18 protein-coding genes are annotated in these 16,669 nt (G+C 38.0%); 16 read left to right on the top strand and 2 right to left on the bottom strand.

All coding sequences use genetic code 11. The annotated features are described in order from the left end of the window. Positions 1-28: 28 nt before the first annotated feature. Both T479_RS11065 and T479_RS11060 read right to left on the bottom strand, forming a co-directional pair. Positions 29-826 carry a transposase gene (locus T479_RS11065; protein ID WP_024364798.1) on the bottom strand — a complete coding sequence of 266 codons (798 nt, stop codon included), beginning with the start codon at positions 824-826 and terminating at the stop codon, positions 29-31. Next, on the bottom strand, positions 814-1,356 hold the full coding sequence (locus tag T479_RS11060; RefSeq protein ID WP_024364799.1) for a hypothetical protein: 543 nt from the start codon (positions 1,354-1,356) through the stop codon (positions 814-816). The genes T479_RS11065 and T479_RS11060 overlap by 13 nt, the downstream gene beginning before the upstream one ends. Before the next feature lie 558 nt (positions 1,357-1,914). Between T479_RS11060 and T479_RS11055 the strand changes: the two genes are divergently transcribed. From T479_RS11055 to T479_RS24060, 16 genes are all read left to right on the top strand, one after another. Continuing rightward, the gene (locus T479_RS11055; protein WP_025219579.1) at positions 1,915-2,928 is read left to right on the top strand and encodes a S66 family peptidase; all 1,014 of its coding nucleotides are present in this window, start codon (positions 1,915-1,917) and stop codon (positions 2,926-2,928) included. Between the two features lie 26 nt (positions 2,929-2,954). Then, positions 2,955-3,221: a CPCC family cysteine-rich protein gene (locus T479_RS11050; protein ID WP_025219578.1), complete on the top strand. Its 267-nt coding sequence runs from the start codon at positions 2,955-2,957 to the stop codon at positions 3,219-3,221. Between the two features lie 147 nt (positions 3,222-3,368). Further along, a complete protein-coding gene (locus T479_RS11045; protein ID WP_227665349.1) occupies positions 3,369-3,761 on the top strand; it encodes a magnesium transporter in 393 nt (130 codons plus the stop codon). Positions 3,762-4,109: 348 nt separating this feature from the next. Continuing rightward, a complete protein-coding gene (locus T479_RS11040; RefSeq protein ID WP_025219577.1) occupies positions 4,110-5,738 on the top strand; it encodes a PucR family transcriptional regulator in 1,629 nt (542 codons plus the stop codon). Between the two features lie 260 nt (positions 5,739-5,998). Further along, the gene (locus T479_RS11035) at positions 5,999-6,184 is read left to right on the top strand and encodes a XapX domain-containing protein (protein WP_024364802.1); all 186 of its coding nucleotides are present in this window, start codon (positions 5,999-6,001) and stop codon (positions 6,182-6,184) included. Positions 6,185-6,255: 71 nt separating this feature from the next. Then, entirely contained in the window at positions 6,256-6,417 is a 162-nt protein-coding gene (locus T479_RS11030; RefSeq protein ID WP_024364803.1) for a XapX domain-containing protein, read from the top strand. 191 nt (positions 6,418-6,608) lie between these two features. Continuing rightward, positions 6,609-7,286, top strand: a complete 678-nt coding sequence (locus tag T479_RS11025; protein WP_025219576.1) for a cysteine hydrolase family protein — start codon at positions 6,609-6,611, stop codon at positions 7,284-7,286. A gap of 141 nt (positions 7,287-7,427) precedes the next feature. Beyond that, positions 7,428-8,357 (top strand): oxamate carbamoyltransferase subunit AllH family protein, encoded by a 930-nt coding sequence (locus T479_RS11020; protein WP_025219575.1) that lies wholly within the window; start codon positions 7,428-7,430, stop codon positions 8,355-8,357. 2 nt (positions 8,358-8,359) lie between these two features. Then, positions 8,360-9,913, top strand: coding sequence for an acyl-CoA synthetase FdrA (fdrA, locus tag T479_RS11015; RefSeq protein WP_025219574.1), 1,554 nt, complete (start codon positions 8,360-8,362; stop codon positions 9,911-9,913). 1 nt (position 9,914) lies between these two features. Continuing rightward, a complete protein-coding gene (locus T479_RS11010; RefSeq protein WP_024364807.1) occupies positions 9,915-11,348 on the top strand; it encodes a YlbE family protein in 1,434 nt (477 codons plus the stop codon). Then, on the top strand, positions 11,341-12,276 hold the full coding sequence (gene arcC, locus T479_RS11005) for a carbamate kinase (protein WP_024364808.1): 936 nt from the start codon (positions 11,341-11,343) through the stop codon (positions 12,274-12,276). Before T479_RS11010 ends, arcC begins: the two co-directional genes overlap by 8 nt. Positions 12,277-12,323: 47 nt before the next feature. Beyond that, entirely contained in the window at positions 12,324-12,734 is a 411-nt protein-coding gene (locus tag T479_RS11000) for a cupin domain-containing protein (protein ID WP_025219573.1), read from the top strand. 642 nt (positions 12,735-13,376) lie between these two features. Then, positions 13,377-14,234 carry an alpha/beta fold hydrolase gene (locus tag T479_RS10995; RefSeq protein WP_025219572.1) on the top strand — a complete coding sequence of 286 codons (858 nt, stop codon included), beginning with the start codon at positions 13,377-13,379 and terminating at the stop codon, positions 14,232-14,234. A 7-nt stretch (positions 14,235-14,241) separates the two neighbouring features. Further along, positions 14,242-15,021: a DUF1684 domain-containing protein gene (locus tag T479_RS22845; RefSeq protein ID WP_025219571.1), complete on the top strand. Its 780-nt coding sequence runs from the start codon at positions 14,242-14,244 to the stop codon at positions 15,019-15,021. A gap of 36 nt (positions 15,022-15,057) precedes the next feature. Further along, a complete protein-coding gene (locus T479_RS24195) occupies positions 15,058-15,615 on the top strand; it encodes an ABC transporter substrate-binding protein (protein WP_052599482.1) in 558 nt (185 codons plus the stop codon). Next, a complete protein-coding gene (locus T479_RS24060; protein WP_081769891.1) occupies positions 15,597-16,667 on the top strand; it encodes an ABC transporter substrate-binding protein in 1,071 nt (356 codons plus the stop codon). The genes T479_RS24195 and T479_RS24060 overlap by 19 nt, the downstream gene beginning before the upstream one ends. Positions 16,668-16,669: the final 2 nt, after the last annotated feature.

Raw genomic sequence — 16,669 nt, 5'->3', positions numbered from 1 at the left:
ACCTTATTTTGGATTTTTGTGTGTCCAATCAAACAAATAAAGTGTGCTGTTGTAGCTTTGTGCTTTTTAAGTTGTATTTTTCTGTGGTGGGAATAAGACGCTTAAGGAACAAACTCCAACTCCGCATACTTTTTTTAGCTTCGAAAATAAGGTGGTTTATCCTATTCGAAAACATACGGATAGATAAATCTTCACTGATGAATTTATTGCATGTTTTCCAAACAATCTTTCGAAGATAACCTGTGGTCATCATACTTAGTAACATAACGATACATTGGCTATAGATATGGCATAACCAACGTTCCACTTTCATGTCTTTTATTTGATGAAGTTTTAAATGGGACTTCCATGTTTTGAAACGAAGTTCAATCTGCCAGCGAAGACGGTATAACTGCGTTATTTTTTCGGCAGAAATTGTTCGCGGCAAATTCGTTATGTAAATCGTCAATCCCGAAAGTGAAGCAACATGTTCTTTTGGAATAGAGCGAGATTTTTTTTGATAACTTCTCAATCTCTTTTTGACATTTTTTTCTTCTTGTTTCTCATCATGACGATAAATAATACAGCGTGTGCACATTTTTTTATGTCTGCCGACATAAATCTTATCCCATTCTCGATACTGTCCCCTAGGTAATGTTTTCAATTCTTCTTCCATGTATAGACGCTGGTAGCGATGTTTTTCAATGAAAGAACCATCTGGATGACAAGGAGGATTATCGACTTCGAGAAAGAATTGCGAATCCATTCTAGCTCTTGATAGATAAAAGGCTTCCGATTGGTGAATTTGTTCAAAAACATCCAAATGATAATACCCTAAATCCTGCAAGAATAAATCCCCTTTTTTGTATCTGCAGACTTCCCATCTTCTAAACGAAACCAAAGTAATTTCTCACTTACATAATCAAATTCAAATTGGATTTTCGCACCGGCATCTCTCGTTCCTTTAAAATGTTTTTCATATGCTTTTGGCAGTTTAAAACTTGTACTATCCAAAATTCGAACACGTTTAAATGGATATTTTTTCTTGACCTTCATTTCTGCCAATGGGGCCTGTAATTGATATTGAAATAGACGCTCAAATAGTGATTTAAAAAAGTCGACAGTTTCGGTCGTAAATCGTTTATTTAAACCTGATTTAGTGATGCGTATCTGATGGTTCTCTAAATCACGGCATAGACAATTTAATGAAGGCTGTACAAGATTCGCGTTTTGTCGAAAGACAAGTGAGACAAAGTCAGATGCAGAAATTTGACGTTCTCGTTTAATAAATCCCGTCTCTCTGGCTAGCTCTTCAAGATGATACGGGTGGAAAAGTCGAAAACATTCTTTCAAATACAAATTGTGTTGATTGTACATAAAAAAACCTCCTCTAAGTTTTCATTTTTATACTAACTTAGAAGAGGTATTTATTAAAAATAATTTAATTTAGCTTAAGTACACGGCTATGGGCGGGCGACTCCTGCGGGAACGCACAGTACGTAAGACACAACAGACCACGCGTTAGCGAGGGTTGCGGCTTACGATGTGCCCGCGGAAAGCGCCCGAACGTAGCGGAAATCAACGGGAGTAGACATCTATTTTTATTTTAAAATGAAAAAAGACTGTAGGCAAACTCGAAATTTTTCGAGTTTGTCTACAGTCTGAAGTATAGTTCATTATTTGAACTATACTTGTTTTTGTATATATGACTTACTATCAGATGTGGCTAGAAGTGATGTAGATTATAAAAAAAGTCCAACAGGCATTGCTCACTATGTTGTCCAATAATGATGTGGAATCTACCAAATGTTATTCAATTAACGTGTTGTGGCTTTTTGGTATGATTAAAAATTTATCTAATATGTTTTCACCAATTTCATCATTGTTCGATTAATTTGTATTTGGTAAAATAATGAAAAAACAGGAGGAATCAATATGATCAAATACCCGCGCTTAGAAAAAGATGCAACAATCGGAGTAACGGCACCTTCATCAGGGGTTCCGGAGGGGCTACATGAGATGTTTAAACAATCCTGTGAGCGTCTGAAATCGAAAGGTTTTCATATTATTTGTGGTGATACGGTTTGGACTCAAGAAAAAGCTAAATCAGCTTCTGCCGAAAAACGGGCGGATGAGTTTAATGAAATGATGAGTGCCGATCATATAAATATCATCATTCCTCCATGGGGTGGGGAACTGTTAATTGAAATACTTGATAAAATTGATTTTGAACAGATAAAAAACAAATGGGTAGTAGGATATTCAGATATCAGTGCATTATTATTAGCAATTACATTAAAAACAGGTATAGCTACTGCTCATGGTACTAATCTTGTAGATTTAAGAGGCGAATATTCAGATGACACTACTGCCATGTGGCAGGCTGTATTATCGACTAATAGTGGGGAATCTGTCCTGCAATATTCATCATCTAAATATCAAAAGGAATGGCAACACAATGCTCCCTCGCCATGTGTTTTTCATTTAGCAGAACAAACTTATTGGAAAACTGTGTCCAATCAACAAGTACAGATACAAGGCCGTTTACTTGGCGGATGTATAGACGTGATTAGACATTTGATTGGGACAGCTTATGGTGATGTCCAAACCTTTAGAAAACAACATATCAGTGGGGAGCCTGTGTTATGGTATTTAGAGAATTGTGAATTAAACACACCAGATTTAAAAAGGTCATTAGTTCAAATGAAGCTTGCTGGTTGGTTTGAGCAATGTGCAGGGATTATGTTTGGTCGAAGTGATGCGAATACGCCTGTAAATAATTACACAGTGGAAGATGTTTATAAAGAGCTGTCTGATGAGCTTGGGATACCTATTATTTATGATGTGGATTGTGGTCATGTTCCTCCACAAATAACTTTTATCAATGGTGCTTATGCTGAAGTAGAGGTAGTAGAGGGCAAAGGAATTGTTTTGCAAATCTTTAAGTAAAGTCAGAGAAAAAGAGGAGAGATGTTATGAAATATACTTGTCCTTGTTGTGGATATAAAACATTAGACGAAGAACCCCCAGGAACTTATGCCATATGTACAATTTGTTTTTGGGAAGATGATGGCGTTCAATGGGATGACCCTGATTGGGAAGGAGGAGCTAATCTTCCATCCTTAAGGCAAGCCCAAAAAAACTTTATGGTATTTGGGGCTTGTGAAGAAAGATGCATAGAGTTTGTCAGAAAACCTAATGATAAAGATGAAAAAGATCTTAATTGGAAACAGTTAATTTAGAATTTAGGAGGTAGTTGAACTGAGTCATTGTTCATTTATTGCAACAAATTATGCAATGCCAGAAGTGGAAACAAAAGCGAAGACGATTACTGTTAGGGAAGCTCTGGAATTAGCATCAAACCACATGAGTTGGTACCTTGGGAGAAGATGGATCCTAGTGCCCAAATAGTAGTAGTTGAAAATAATGAGGACTTAAATGAGTTGGTCATTAAAAAAGATGCTTACTATGATGTTAGTGAATTTACAAGTTATCCATTCATTTATGAAGTTACTTTTATATATTCGGAATTAAGGGCAAAGCAATTACTGGCGTACCTAGAGAAAAATATTAGAGAAGAGCAAATCGTAGAATTATGTAGGGTATGGATTGGTCATGACGAGAATGACCTACATATACCGTATGTTAACGTTAACTACGAAGAGCTATCTCTCAATTATCTGGTACAAATGTACAATCCGAACCATGAAAAATTTAAAGAACAATATTGTATCGTAATAGAAAGATACAATAATCAAGACGACAAAAAAGGTTGGAAATAGTGCGACTGCTTCATGACGTTGCAACAAAATGAACAGCATCATCCGTGACTAAGAAAGCTTATTGCTGGTAGCTTAGTCTTTTTTATTTCCACTATTCTATTTTTATGAAAATACATATGTTTGAATAAAGATACTGTCTTTTAATTGTCGAGGACCAAAGGGTGGTCGCTATTCGTGTTATAATAAAAACATCTTGTTTGACGAAGTATCCATTGAAAGTAAATGGGTTGTCGGTGTGTTTTTTCTTTGGTAGCACCACAACCATCCATCATGAAGCTGTCACGTAATAATGCATGCGGTCTAATAAACGAAAATAAGGGAACTTTTTTTCTCGTCTGGAGTGATAATATGTTTATTACAATAAGTGATGTTTTGAACATGGAGGGATTTGAAGATGTAGAAGTCCTTGCAGGAGAGGCTGGATTGAGCCGCAGAGTTGAAAATGTCTATTTTATGGAAGTTCCGGATATTTACGCATATATCGATCAAAACGGATTGCTACTCACTACCTTGTATCCTGTTGCTGATAAACCAGAGCATATTGAAACACTAATTCCAAAATTAGCTGAATTGAATCTTGCAGGAATTGCCATTAAGCCAGGAAGATATGTCGCTGAAATTCCAACCATTATGGTGGAGCAAGCAAATGAACTTGGTATTCCGCTAATGAAGCTACCAGATGGTGCAAACTTATCTACACTCACTAATCAAGTACTGACAAAGTTTTTAGACGTAAAGACATCGCTGTTGGAATTTCGAAATAAGATGCATCAGCAATTACTGGAGTTATTATTGGAGGGCACAGATGTCAACAAGTTCGTGCATTCGATTGCTAGTCTTGTTAATGCCCCAGTCTTGCTTCTTAACAATGATTTTGAATATGTCGGGTCTTCACTTCACAACGAACATAAAATTTCAATCCAACACAAGGCGTACAATTCAGATGCGAGCAAAAGCACATTTTCTGTGCAAGTCGATGATACCGTTTATGACAAAAATGATTTGTTTATTCAGTGCATTTTTGCAGGAGGCAATGACTATGGCTTTTTGGTCATATTGTTAGAAAAAGAAAAAAATCTAACAGAGGATTTAATTATTGCTATTGAACAAGCCTCCTTTATAATCGCTTTTTTATTTCAAACAGAGCAAACATTGCTTCAAAAAGAAAGAAATCATTTAAGCAGTTTTGTCCGAGACATTTTTCATAATCAATATACTTCCCAAACAGAAATGATTGAAAAAGCGAAAGTGTTTAGATGGAACTTGCAATTTCCGCTTGTTCTAGTAAGTATCAAAACAAATGAGAAAGATAGCGAAAAGAAATTGGCGATATTTCACAAAATGCTTGATTCAGGTCTAATTGAGGGCTCGGCTTCTAAAATGGTGGATGTTCCGATAGAAAATTGCAAAGTTCTTTATATTAATGACTCTTTAGTATGTTTTATTAGTCTGGTGTCTGAAAAGAATGTTCGGAAAAAACTCCAAAATCTAGGGGACACAATAGTCACGCTGTTTGAGAAAAATGGACATCTTGGGGTTAGTATATCCGATACAGTCCATCATTTTAACCAAATGAAAGAGTACTATGACAATTCAACATTAGTGTTTCAAGTTTATAAAGAACATTTACAAAAACAGTCCTACGTTCATTTTTATGGCGATATCGGCTTGTTCCGACTGTTTCATTATGTTGATAATCTTTACATGCTGGAAGATTTCGTAACCGAAAAATTAGGGAAAGTGTTCGAATATGATAAAAAGAAAAATACAAATCTTTTAGAAACGCTTAAGTACTACATTAAAAATAATACAAATGTGCAAAAAACGGCAGAGGATATGTTTGTTCATTATAATACGATGCGTTACCGAATCAATAAGCTGAAAGAACTTGGCATCGACGGTGAGGACGGCTTCGAATTAACAGAAATTTCATTAGCTTACCAATTGCATCAATACTTACAACTGAAAAAAGGGTGAGGGTGAAGAACCCTAGCGACGACTTTACGTTGGACATTGTCTTCTCGACAATGTCTTTTTTTTGTAAAAAAGGCGTTATGCTTTGTAGAAAGTTGCCAATTAAAAGTGAAATAAATATCAACTTCTTACAATGATTAAAACGCTTTCAAATGCTATCATGTAGGTATTGAAGGAGGGAGGTTTCAATAAACAGCAGTCATCATAGACGATTTAGGTATTTAGTTTCTGTATTACACTTTGGAATACAAGGAGTGTTGGAAATGCGTGACTATCTTTTGTCTTTAGCCGGTGGTTTGATTGTAGGGATATTATTTTCTTTAGTTAAGTTACCGTTACCTGCCCCTCCTTTGGTAGGTATATTTGGAATGGTAGGTATATTTTTAGGAGGTGTACTAATGGATTCTCTTTTCAATTCTCTCAAAGAAAAGAGAAATGTGAGTACGTAAACGAACCACCAGAAAATGTTGGGTTATGCGGTTTTTAATGAATACATCCCACTAAAAAAGGAGAATGTAAGATGTTGCAGATTATCTTGTCATTCATAGGAGGTTTACTTGTAGGCATTTTATTCAAATTCATCAAGCTACCAGTGCCGGCTCCCCCTCTTATTGGTATTGTTGGGGTAGTAGGAATCTTTCTAGGTGCTGAGCTAGTAAACGCTGTCCTGCGTCTTTTCTAAAAAGACATAAAATCTTCTTCCTTCATTAGGCTAACTTATAACGTCGGACTATAAACGTTTGAGTTAAGTTGCCTATCTCCATATAATGGACTCAAGTTTTTCCTGTATTATTTTCCGTTTCATCAAAAAAATCATTGCGGTCAGTTTTCTAAAGCTAGATGTTTTGAATACCATTCGAGAGGGAGATCTACATGAATCAAGTATATACAATAGAAGCGAAACCTTATAGTTTTGAATTTGAGTTAGAAACAACAGCGTTAATCATTATTGATATGCAGCGTGACTTTTGTGCACCGGGTGGCTTTGGTGAAAAGCTAGGGAATGATATTACGCTAACACGCTCTATTATTCCTACTATTAAGACGGTTTTGGAAGTTGCACGTGAGAAGGGCATGATGGTTATTTACACTCGTGAAGGGCATCGCCTAGATTTATCAGATTGCCCGCCAAGTAAATTAAAACGCGGCAGCAAGCAAGGAGCAGGCATTGGTGATGAAGGTCCAATGGGAAGAATTCTTATCCGTGGTGAGTATGGTCATGATATTGTGGACGAGCTAAAGCCTGTTGAAGGCGAAGTTATTATTGATAAACCTGGAAAAGGTTCTTTTTATCAAACAGATCTTGAAGTGATTTTAAACAATAAAGGTATTACACATTTGCTTGTTGCAGGGGTAACGACTCATGTCTGTGTTCAAACGACGATTCGTGAAGCGAATGACCGTGGATTTGACTGTTTACTACTTGAAGATTGCTCAGCAGCATTTGATCCAAAAGACCATGAAGACTCCATTCACATGATTAACCAGCAAGGTGGCATCTTTGGGTGGACAGCTCCATCGAAAAATTTGCTTGTTGCACTTGAAGATTAACGAAGAAAGCATTTGCACGAAGTATTTACTAAAGCGTTTTCATTTAAGAGAATAAACAGTTGAGGGCATGCTACATTCACATGTCCAATGCATGCCCGTATCCGTAATTCTACTAGCTATCATGAGAATATGGTGATATCTATGATTCCAACATATACAGGTAAAATCAATCAGATGGACGGTCGTCTACTTGAATGGATGCGCCAACAATCAATTGGTGAACCAATTGGAGTAGTCCACAGTGTTTTCGATAATGTAGTAAATTTCACAACTGATGACGGTACAATGCTCTTTTCTTTAGCAAAGAACGAGGTGATTCAATCACCTAGCATGATGAAAACCTGTCAGAATGACTATTTTTCTATGATGTGTTCGACCATAATGTTGACTAAATCTATTTGTTTAATTGATTATAATTTATTGAAAATCAACGATTGGCAATGGGATTTTTCCAATGCGGCCATTTGGAATAGGAATATTAAGCCGCACTGTCAAGCAAAGCTAAAGCCAACTGTATCCCGCTTGCGGCTATTAAACAATTTTATCCTACAACACGGAGCAACAGGAGGAATCTACGCGGCGTGGAAAAGCTTCACGTATCCAGACTGGGAGGTTCCTATGGCTACACGAAAAAATATCTATTTCTCCCCGTTTCTTGAAGGGTTAGAGCAGCTAAAAGATGATATGAAGGCAGATAAGTTTGACAGGTTTTTTGATAACTTTGCGGGACTTGGCATGGGGTTAACACCGTCTGGCGCTGATTTTCTAACAGGGTTATTAGCTACCTGGCAGTATTTTGAATCCCCACTATATAAAAAAATGGAAAGCTGTAGCGCAAAATGGTTGCAGAGATTGAAAGGTAGAACGACTACGGTAAGCTATTTTATGCTAAAGCAATGCCTGGAGGGACAGGTCAACGAAGCTTTACTTAATGTATTGGACAACATAGATGGTAATCCAATCCCTCATTTACAGCGTATTTTAGAAATGGGATCGACCTCTGGGACAGATATGCTGACTGGTGTTAGCGTAGCATATCAACAGCTTATCGACCTAAAGGAGGAAAAATAATTATGACATCTAAAGTATTGATAGAAAGTAACGCCTATCATGACTCGGTAACATTAATGTCACTATCAAGCAAAATAAATCGTATGGATGGCGTCGAGCAGGCCGTTGTTTCGATGGCAACCGAAATGAACAAAGAGTTGCTAGAAAACATTGGTCTGCTAACGGATGAGGCGAAAGTAGCTACGGGAAATGATTTAATTATTGCCTTGATTACAGATACAGATGAGCGAGCAGAGGAAGTGATAACACTTATCCACACAGAATTAACTTCCAAAAAGGTAAAGAAAGGAAAAGACAATTATCATACAGCGAAAACGCTGACTTCTGCATTGCATCTCTTACCGAATGCTAATATGGCGATTATCTCCGTTCCAGGAAAATATGCAGCGCGCGAAGCGAGTCAAGCCTTAAAAAAAGGCATGCACGTTATGTTGTTCAGTGACAATGTAAGTATGGAAGATGAAAAAGTTTTGAAGGAAATAGGGAGAGACAACGGTTTATTCGTTATGGGGCCAGACTGCGGGACAGCAATTATCAATCGCAGTGGACTGTGCTTTGCCAATAAAGTAAGCGAAGGAGGCATTGGACTAGTGGCAGCCTCTGGAACAGGGCTACAGGAAGTGACGGTACAAATTGATCGACTTGGTTACGGTATTACACAGGCAATTGGTACGGGAGGTCGCGATCTCCATGAATCAATCGGCGGAATTATGATGCTTCAAGGGCTTCAAGCATTGGAGAACGATGACAATACAAAGGTCATCACATTAATTTCTAAACCTCCAGCGCGAAATGTTCAGGACAAAATTCTTGCAGAAGTGAAAAAATGCCGAAAACCCGTTGTAGTTTGCTTTTTAGATGGTGATGCAAAAGCAGTTGAGGCAGCAGGAGCCAACTTTTCTCCTACATTAATTGATGCTGCCCGCAAATCTGTTCAATTACTTGATACGCAAGCCGTAATCGAAACGGACATTGCAAAGAGCGTTCAACGATGGATTGCTGAAGAAAAAGCAAAATTAGCAGATGTTCAGCAAGACATTCGTGGATTATTCTGCGGTGGTACGCTGACAGCAGAAGCATTATCCATTCTCCGTTCTTCAGGAAAAAGCGTCAAAAGTAATGTCGCTAAAAAAGAGGAAGAGAAACTTAACGACATTACCTATAGTGTAGGTCATACGTTGCTTGATATGGGCGATGATGAATTTACAAAAGGTAAACCACATCCGATGATAGAGCCTTCACTTAGAAATGAGCGGATTCTTCAAGAAGCACGAGACCCTCAAACTGCTGTTCTGTTATTAGACTTTGAATTGGGATATGGTGCCCATGAAGATCCGGTAGGTGTAACACTAGAGACGCTTCAATTAGCAAGAGACGAGGCTACACAGGCAGGAAGGCACTTGCCAATCGTTACTTATATTTGCGGCACTTCTAAAGATAAACAAGATTATCAGCAGCAACTAAAGAAACTTCAATCTATAGGCGCTTTTGTTGCCGATAGCAATGAAATGGCAACAAGAATTGCCGCGATGCTTGTACAAAAGGAGGTCAATTAAATTGAGTACAGCGAATGAGCTTTTTAATCAGCCATTACAAGTAATTAATATCGGCACATCCAAATTTAAAGAAGATTTGGAGCTGCAAGGCGTTGAAACCATCCAAGTGGACTGGCAACCGCCTGCAGGGGGCAATCTACAATTGCTCGAAGCATTAGATTTCTTTCAGGAAAATGAAAAAGTGGAAAAGGCGAATCAAGAATCGATACAACGCATAAAAGATGCACACCCTTTCTTAATTGATATTGGACTAGCTATTGATGTCATACCTGGAATGCACAGCAAAAAAATACTGCATGCTGGCCCTCCTATTGCATGGGAAAACATGGCGGGTCCGATGCAGGGGGCAGTGATTGGCGCACTTATTTTTGAAGGGATGGCAGCGGATGAGGAACAAGCAAGAGCATTGATTGAGGCTGGAGCAATTGAATTTGGCTCATGCAATGAGCATTCAACAGTGGGACCAATGGCGGGCATCGTCTCTCCTTCCATGCCAGTGCATATCATCGAAAATCGAACACATGGAAACCGGGCATATTGTACGATTAATGAAGGTCTAGGCAAAGTGCTACGTTTTGGTGCTTTTTCTAGCGATGTAATTGATCGGCTAAAGTGGCTGCGCGATGTTTTTGCTCCGGCTTTGAAAAAGGCACTTGTCCTAACAGATGGCATAGATTTAAAAGCCATCATCGCGCAGGCTCTTCATATGGGAGATGAGTGCCACAACCGCAATAAGGCAGCAACAAGCCTTTTCTATAGGGAAATGACTGACTATTTTATGCAAACAGATTGCAAGACGGACACATTGCGAGAGGTCTTGCGCTTTATTCAAAACAATGAACACTATTTCTTGAACCTGTCCATGCCAGCATGTAAAGCTTCACTTGATGCAGGACACGGCGTTCCATATTCCACGGTTGTTACGACAATGGCGAGGAATGGGGTTGAATTTGGTATTCGCATTAGCGGGCTAGGTGACAAGGAATGGTTTACCGCACCGGCAAACTTTATTAAAGGCTTATATTTCCCAGGCTATTCAGAGCAGGATGCAACTAGGGATTTAGGGGATAGTGCCATTACGGAAACAATGGGAATTGGTGGGTTTGCGATGGGCGGTTCGCCTGCAATTGTTCAATTTGTTGGAGGAGAGGTAGAAGATGCTATTCAATATAGCGAACAAATGTATGACATTACAGTAAGTGAAAATAGCAATTATGCTATACCAACGCTAAATTTCCGCGGAGCTGCCTTTGGAATTGATGTTCGAAAAGTGATTGAAACAAACATTCTTCCTGTTATTAATACCGGCATGGCACATAAAGTAGCAGGAATCGGGCAGATTGGCGCAGGCATTGTCCATCCTCCAAAGGAATGCTTCGAAAAAGGATTGCTTCGTTTCTATAAACTATATGGAGAGGAAGAGGCAAATGAGTAGAATATTAATAGCGCTTGGAGGAAATGCACTCGGTTCTACTCCTGAAGAGCAACTACAATTAGTACACGATTCAGCCAAGCCAATTGTTGATTTAATTGAACAAGGTCATGAAGTAGTGATTGCCCATGGTAACGGGCCGCAAGTCGGTTCTATCAATTTGGCATTCGAAAAGGGCTCAAAGGAACATGCAAATATTCCTAGTATGCCATTTGCTGAATGTGGGGCAATGAGCCAAGGGTATATTGGCTACCATTTGCAAAATGCACTCCATGAGGAACTGTTAAAACGCTCAATTAACAAATCAGTTGCAACAGTTGTCAGTCAGGTAGTAGTTGATAAGAACGATCACGCCTTTCAAAATCCAACAAAGCCAATTGGTCCTTTTTATTCAAAAGAAGAGGCTGAAAGATTAATGGCTGAAACGGGTGACCATTATATAGAAGATTCAGGACGTGGCTACCGTCGGGTTATTCCATCGCCTGCTCCGGTTAAAGTCGTTGAAAAAGATATTATCCAAGACTTAGTCAATGCAGGGCGTATTGTCATCGCTGTTGGTGGTGGGGGTATACCTGTAGTGGAGGAAAAGAATCATGCTTTAATCGGCGTAGAAGCGGTTATTGACAAAGATTTAGCAAGTAAATGTTTAGCGGATGAGTTGAATGTAGATTTTCTGTTCATATTGACAGCTGTCGAAAAAGTCGCAATTAACTTTGGGAAACCAAATCAGCAAAACCTGAATCAGTTATCGATCGAAGAGGCAGAAAGGTTGATGAAAGAAGGGCATTTTGCACCAGGCAGTATGCTTCCAAAAATTCAGGCAGCCATATCATTCGTCAAGGGGAAACAAGGTCGCAAATCAATCATCACTTCGCTAGAGAAAGCAAAGGATGCCATTCTTGGTAAGACAGGCACCGTTATTTTCAACTGAATCAGCTATTACAAGTAAATGAAAATGTATAGTAAGGAGAATTGGAAATGAACGAAAACAAAACGAAAGTAAAAATTGGCGAAGCATTAAAGTGGAATGTATTTACAGAGCACCGTAAAGTCTATCACCGCGAGCTTCTAAGTGCCAAAGAGGCAAATGAACTCGGCGTCAGTGTTAGCTCGGTCTTAAGAGAACGCATAGAAGTAGGTGGAGCCGTATTGCCCCATTATCACGACGTGGCAGAAGTAATTCATATTACAAAAGGGAAAGTAAAACTTCTGCAAAATGGGGAGTGGAAATCCTATCAAGAAGGGGACACTTTCCTTGTACCAAAAGGGGTCGTTCACTCGGTTGCCAATGACGATGTCGAACCTACCGAGCAGGTTAGCATCTTCATCCCTGTTCATGAAGAAATCCATAACGAAAACTTTGCATCCCATATGGTGGACGCAGAGTAGCACGTGAATAAATACGAAAGAGCAATCCGAAAATATGAACGGATTGCTCTTTTTATTGTGACGGGCATGAAGCATGAAGGGGGAACGCTAAACGGAAAATTAAATTGTTTAGCACTCTCGCAACACAATAAAAGAAATTGATAAATCATAGCAAGTAGTTTATAGTTTAAATATTTGATTTAGAGGAGAAATAGTTGAAGCCCTATTTAAAGAATTTTTGCTTTTAAGCAGTTTTTGGTATTGTGCGAAATACAATAATAAATTGTACATGGCAAGCTGTTTTTTTAGCGATGTTCATTCCATGGGATTGATAGTGTTATGGTTGTCCATGGAGTCCTACTTAATTCTAATTTTTGTAATATTAGAAAAACAAAGAACTTAGTTATGTCCGGATTAATTGACCCAATATACTAGAAATTGCTGTTTTTCACACTGAAGGACTAATTTTAGTGTAAAAAATGTTATTTGCGCGAAAACAGTATTTATTTATGAAAAAATAACTTTATAATATAATTTTACTCAACTTTCACTCTAGTAATTCTATTGCGAAAAAACTTGACTAAACAAATAGGAATTAAGATAATAACTAAGTAGTTTTAATTATTATATAAATAAAATTAATCTAATAAAGTGAGGAACATAATGTTTGCAGCGATTAATGGAACGAAAATTTATTTTGATGTAGAAGGTTCAGGGTATATTCCACTAGGACCAAAGATGGTAAAAAAACCGGTGCTTATTGCAGTACATGGTGGTCCAGGTAGTGATCACTCCGATTTTAAGCCGTGGTTAACGCCACTAGCCGAATACTACCAGATTGTTTATTTAGATCAACGATGCAACGGTCAATCAGAGCGTATCGATGTGACGACAGCAACATTCGAACAGTTAGCGGATGATATTGAAGCGTTACGTAATTATTTAGGCTTAGATAAAATTGCTGTACTAGGACATTCTTTTGGTGGAATGATTGCCCAAGTATATGCTACGCGCTACCCACAATCGGTAAGTAAGTTATTACTAGTTAACACTGCACCAAGCTATGATTTCTATAAAGAAGCTAAAGCGTTTGCGCAACGTATTGGAACGGAACAACAAGTTCAAACTATTCCAGAGTTATTTGAAGGAAACATTCGTGATGACAATCATTTAATCCAATGGTGGGATATTTGCTGGGATTTATATTGGTACGATTATCAAGAGGAACTAGGTGGTGATACAGGAAGCCGTCCAATTGGATCTTTAGAAATTACAAATTATACATTCAAATATTTAATGCCACAATACGATGTGCGCGCACAAATTGCTAATCTTGAAATACCTACTTTGATTGTAGCAGGCCGTCACGATTGGATTACGCCATTAACACAGTCAGAAGTAATGCATTCATTAATTAAAAATTCACAGTTGGCTGTATTTGAAAAGAGTGGTCATATGCCATTTATCGAGGAACATAAAGACTTCTTAAACGTTGTACGTGAATTTTTATTAAAGGACTGAGGCAAATATGTATACCGAACAATTACAAGCCTGGCATAAGCAACGCCATATAGACGTGACGGGTGCACAAGGTGATTTAACTTTAATCGCAATGCATGAGTTAATGCGTGAAACAACAGTGAAACAAATTGCTGGAAGCTGGAAGCCGACAAGTCCATCCGAACTAGGGCTTACATTAACGGCAACTGCTGAAGACCAATTATTCATTAACGGCGTGCTAGTGGAAAGTGAGGTGCATATAATTGCGGATGAAACAATCGTGCAAACGCCGAATGGCATCTCTGCAATGGCAACTAGTCAGCCTGGCTCTATGCATTTATTAGCCATTTGGGATGAAAACAGCCCTGCACTGCAAACGTTTAGCCATATTGCTGCATACGAAATGAACAAACAAGCAATTTATAACGGAAAGCTTATAAAAGATGATGCGATGATTGAATTTTCTCATACGGGTGATGCTCATCGTGCAGCGCGTAGCCATGCTTCAATAGGGGTCATTGAAGTGGAAATTGGCGGAGTACATTATAGGCTTCGACCATTTCAATCTGGGCGATATTCAATTATTATTTTCCGAGATGCAACAAGCGGTAACGAAACATATAGTATGGGTCGTATGTTAGTCATCGAACAATTAGACGATGATACGGTACTTCTTGATTTTAATAAAGCCTTTTTACCGCCATGCGCATTTTCATCTTCTTTTAACTGTCCGATGCCTCCTTTAAGTAATCGTATACAAAGTAAGATTGAAGCGGGCGAAAAGCAAATCATTTCATTACATTCATAATGAAGCACCTAATTTAGAGAAATAGGAGAAATAACAATGTTCAAAAACTCGAAAAATTTTATGTTAGCGTTATTAACAATGGCAGTACTAGTGGTTTTAGCAGCATGTGGTAACGATGAACCTTCTTCTAAGGGAAAAAGCAGTGATAAAAATGTTGTCAATATCGGTGTTACGTACCCAGCTAGTAACATTAATCCATTACAACCAAGTGGATTAGTTTCTACTTATGTTTCAAATCTATTATTTTTACCATTAGTTGATTTAGATTCAAAATTAAACTATCAGCCAATGTTAGCTGATTCTATTACAACACAAGATAATCAAACATTTACAATTAACTTAAACAAAGAAGCAAAATGGACAGATGGTACAGATATTACAACAGATGACGTAATTTACACATTGCAATTAATGGCAAATCCTGTCGTAGCGTCAAATTATGCGTACATGTTTGCTATTGTGGAAGGTTTAGATGATAGCGGTTATTTACCACAAGGTTCTAGTTCTATTTCTGGCGTGACAAAAGTAGATGGAGATACAATTCAAATTAAAACAAAAAACCAACAACGTTATCGATTTTCCAAGATACAGTAGGGCGTTATTTATTAACATTACCAAAGGCACAACTTGAAAAAATTGCAGTGGAAGAGCTAAATGCAAGTGATTTTATGCAAAATCCAACCGTTACATCTGGTCCATTCATCATTTCAAAAATGGATCGTTCACATTATGTAGAAATGGTACCCAATAAAAATTACTTCAAAGGTGCCTCTTCTTTAGATCAATTAAACTTTAAGGTATTACAAGGAAATCAAATTGCTGCTCAATTAAAAAGCGGTGAAATTGATATGAACATACCGTCTGCAGGTGTTATTCCGGTATCAGATTATGCAAATGTGCAAGGTTTAAATACATTAACAACGGCTTATGGTGAACCATTAGCTACACAATATATGTATATTAATGAAAATGTTGTAGCGGATGCCAAGCAACGTCAAGCCATTTCATATGCGATGAACCGTCAATTAATTATTGATAATCTATTAAAAGGTGCGGGTGAAGTAACAGATGGCTTCTTCCCAAGCAACAGCCCATACTTAAATGAAGATGTTAAACCCGTTAAGTATGATTTAGAAAAAGCCAAACAATTATTAGCGGAGTCTGGATGGGATTCAAGCAAAAAGTTGAAATTAGCTGTGTTATCAGGTGATGCAACATTAGAGCAGGCTGCAAACATCATCGTAGAAAACTTACGTGAAGCAGGTATTACAGCTGAAATCCAAATGATGGATTTCGGAACGATTATTGATGAAATTGTAAGTCAGAAATATGATTTAGCGATTTTAACAGTATCGATTACACCGATTAATCCACTTCCTGATATTTCTTACTTCTTAGGGGAAGGCAATCCAAACGCTTATCACAATGCACGTGTGAATGAAATTTTAGCTGCATTAGCGACTGAAGTAGATGAAGTGAAAATAAAAGCGTTGTATGGTGAATTACAAGAAATAACACAACAAGAAGTACCAATGCCTTCCATTTATGCAACAACAGCATTAGGAGCAGTAAATAAACGTGTTCAAGGCGCTACACCAAGCGACTTCGGTATGTTTATTAACGTACATGAGTGGACTGTTAAATAGAG

Origin of the sequence: Lysinibacillus sphaericus (genome assembly GCF_000600105.1) — a bacterium.
In the GTDB taxonomy this organism is placed as follows: domain Bacteria; phylum Bacillota; class Bacilli; order Bacillales_A; family Planococcaceae; genus Lysinibacillus; species Lysinibacillus sphaericus.
The sequence above is the reverse complement of the archived record's forward strand: the minus strand, read 5'-3'. Positions and strand labels throughout refer to the sequence as shown.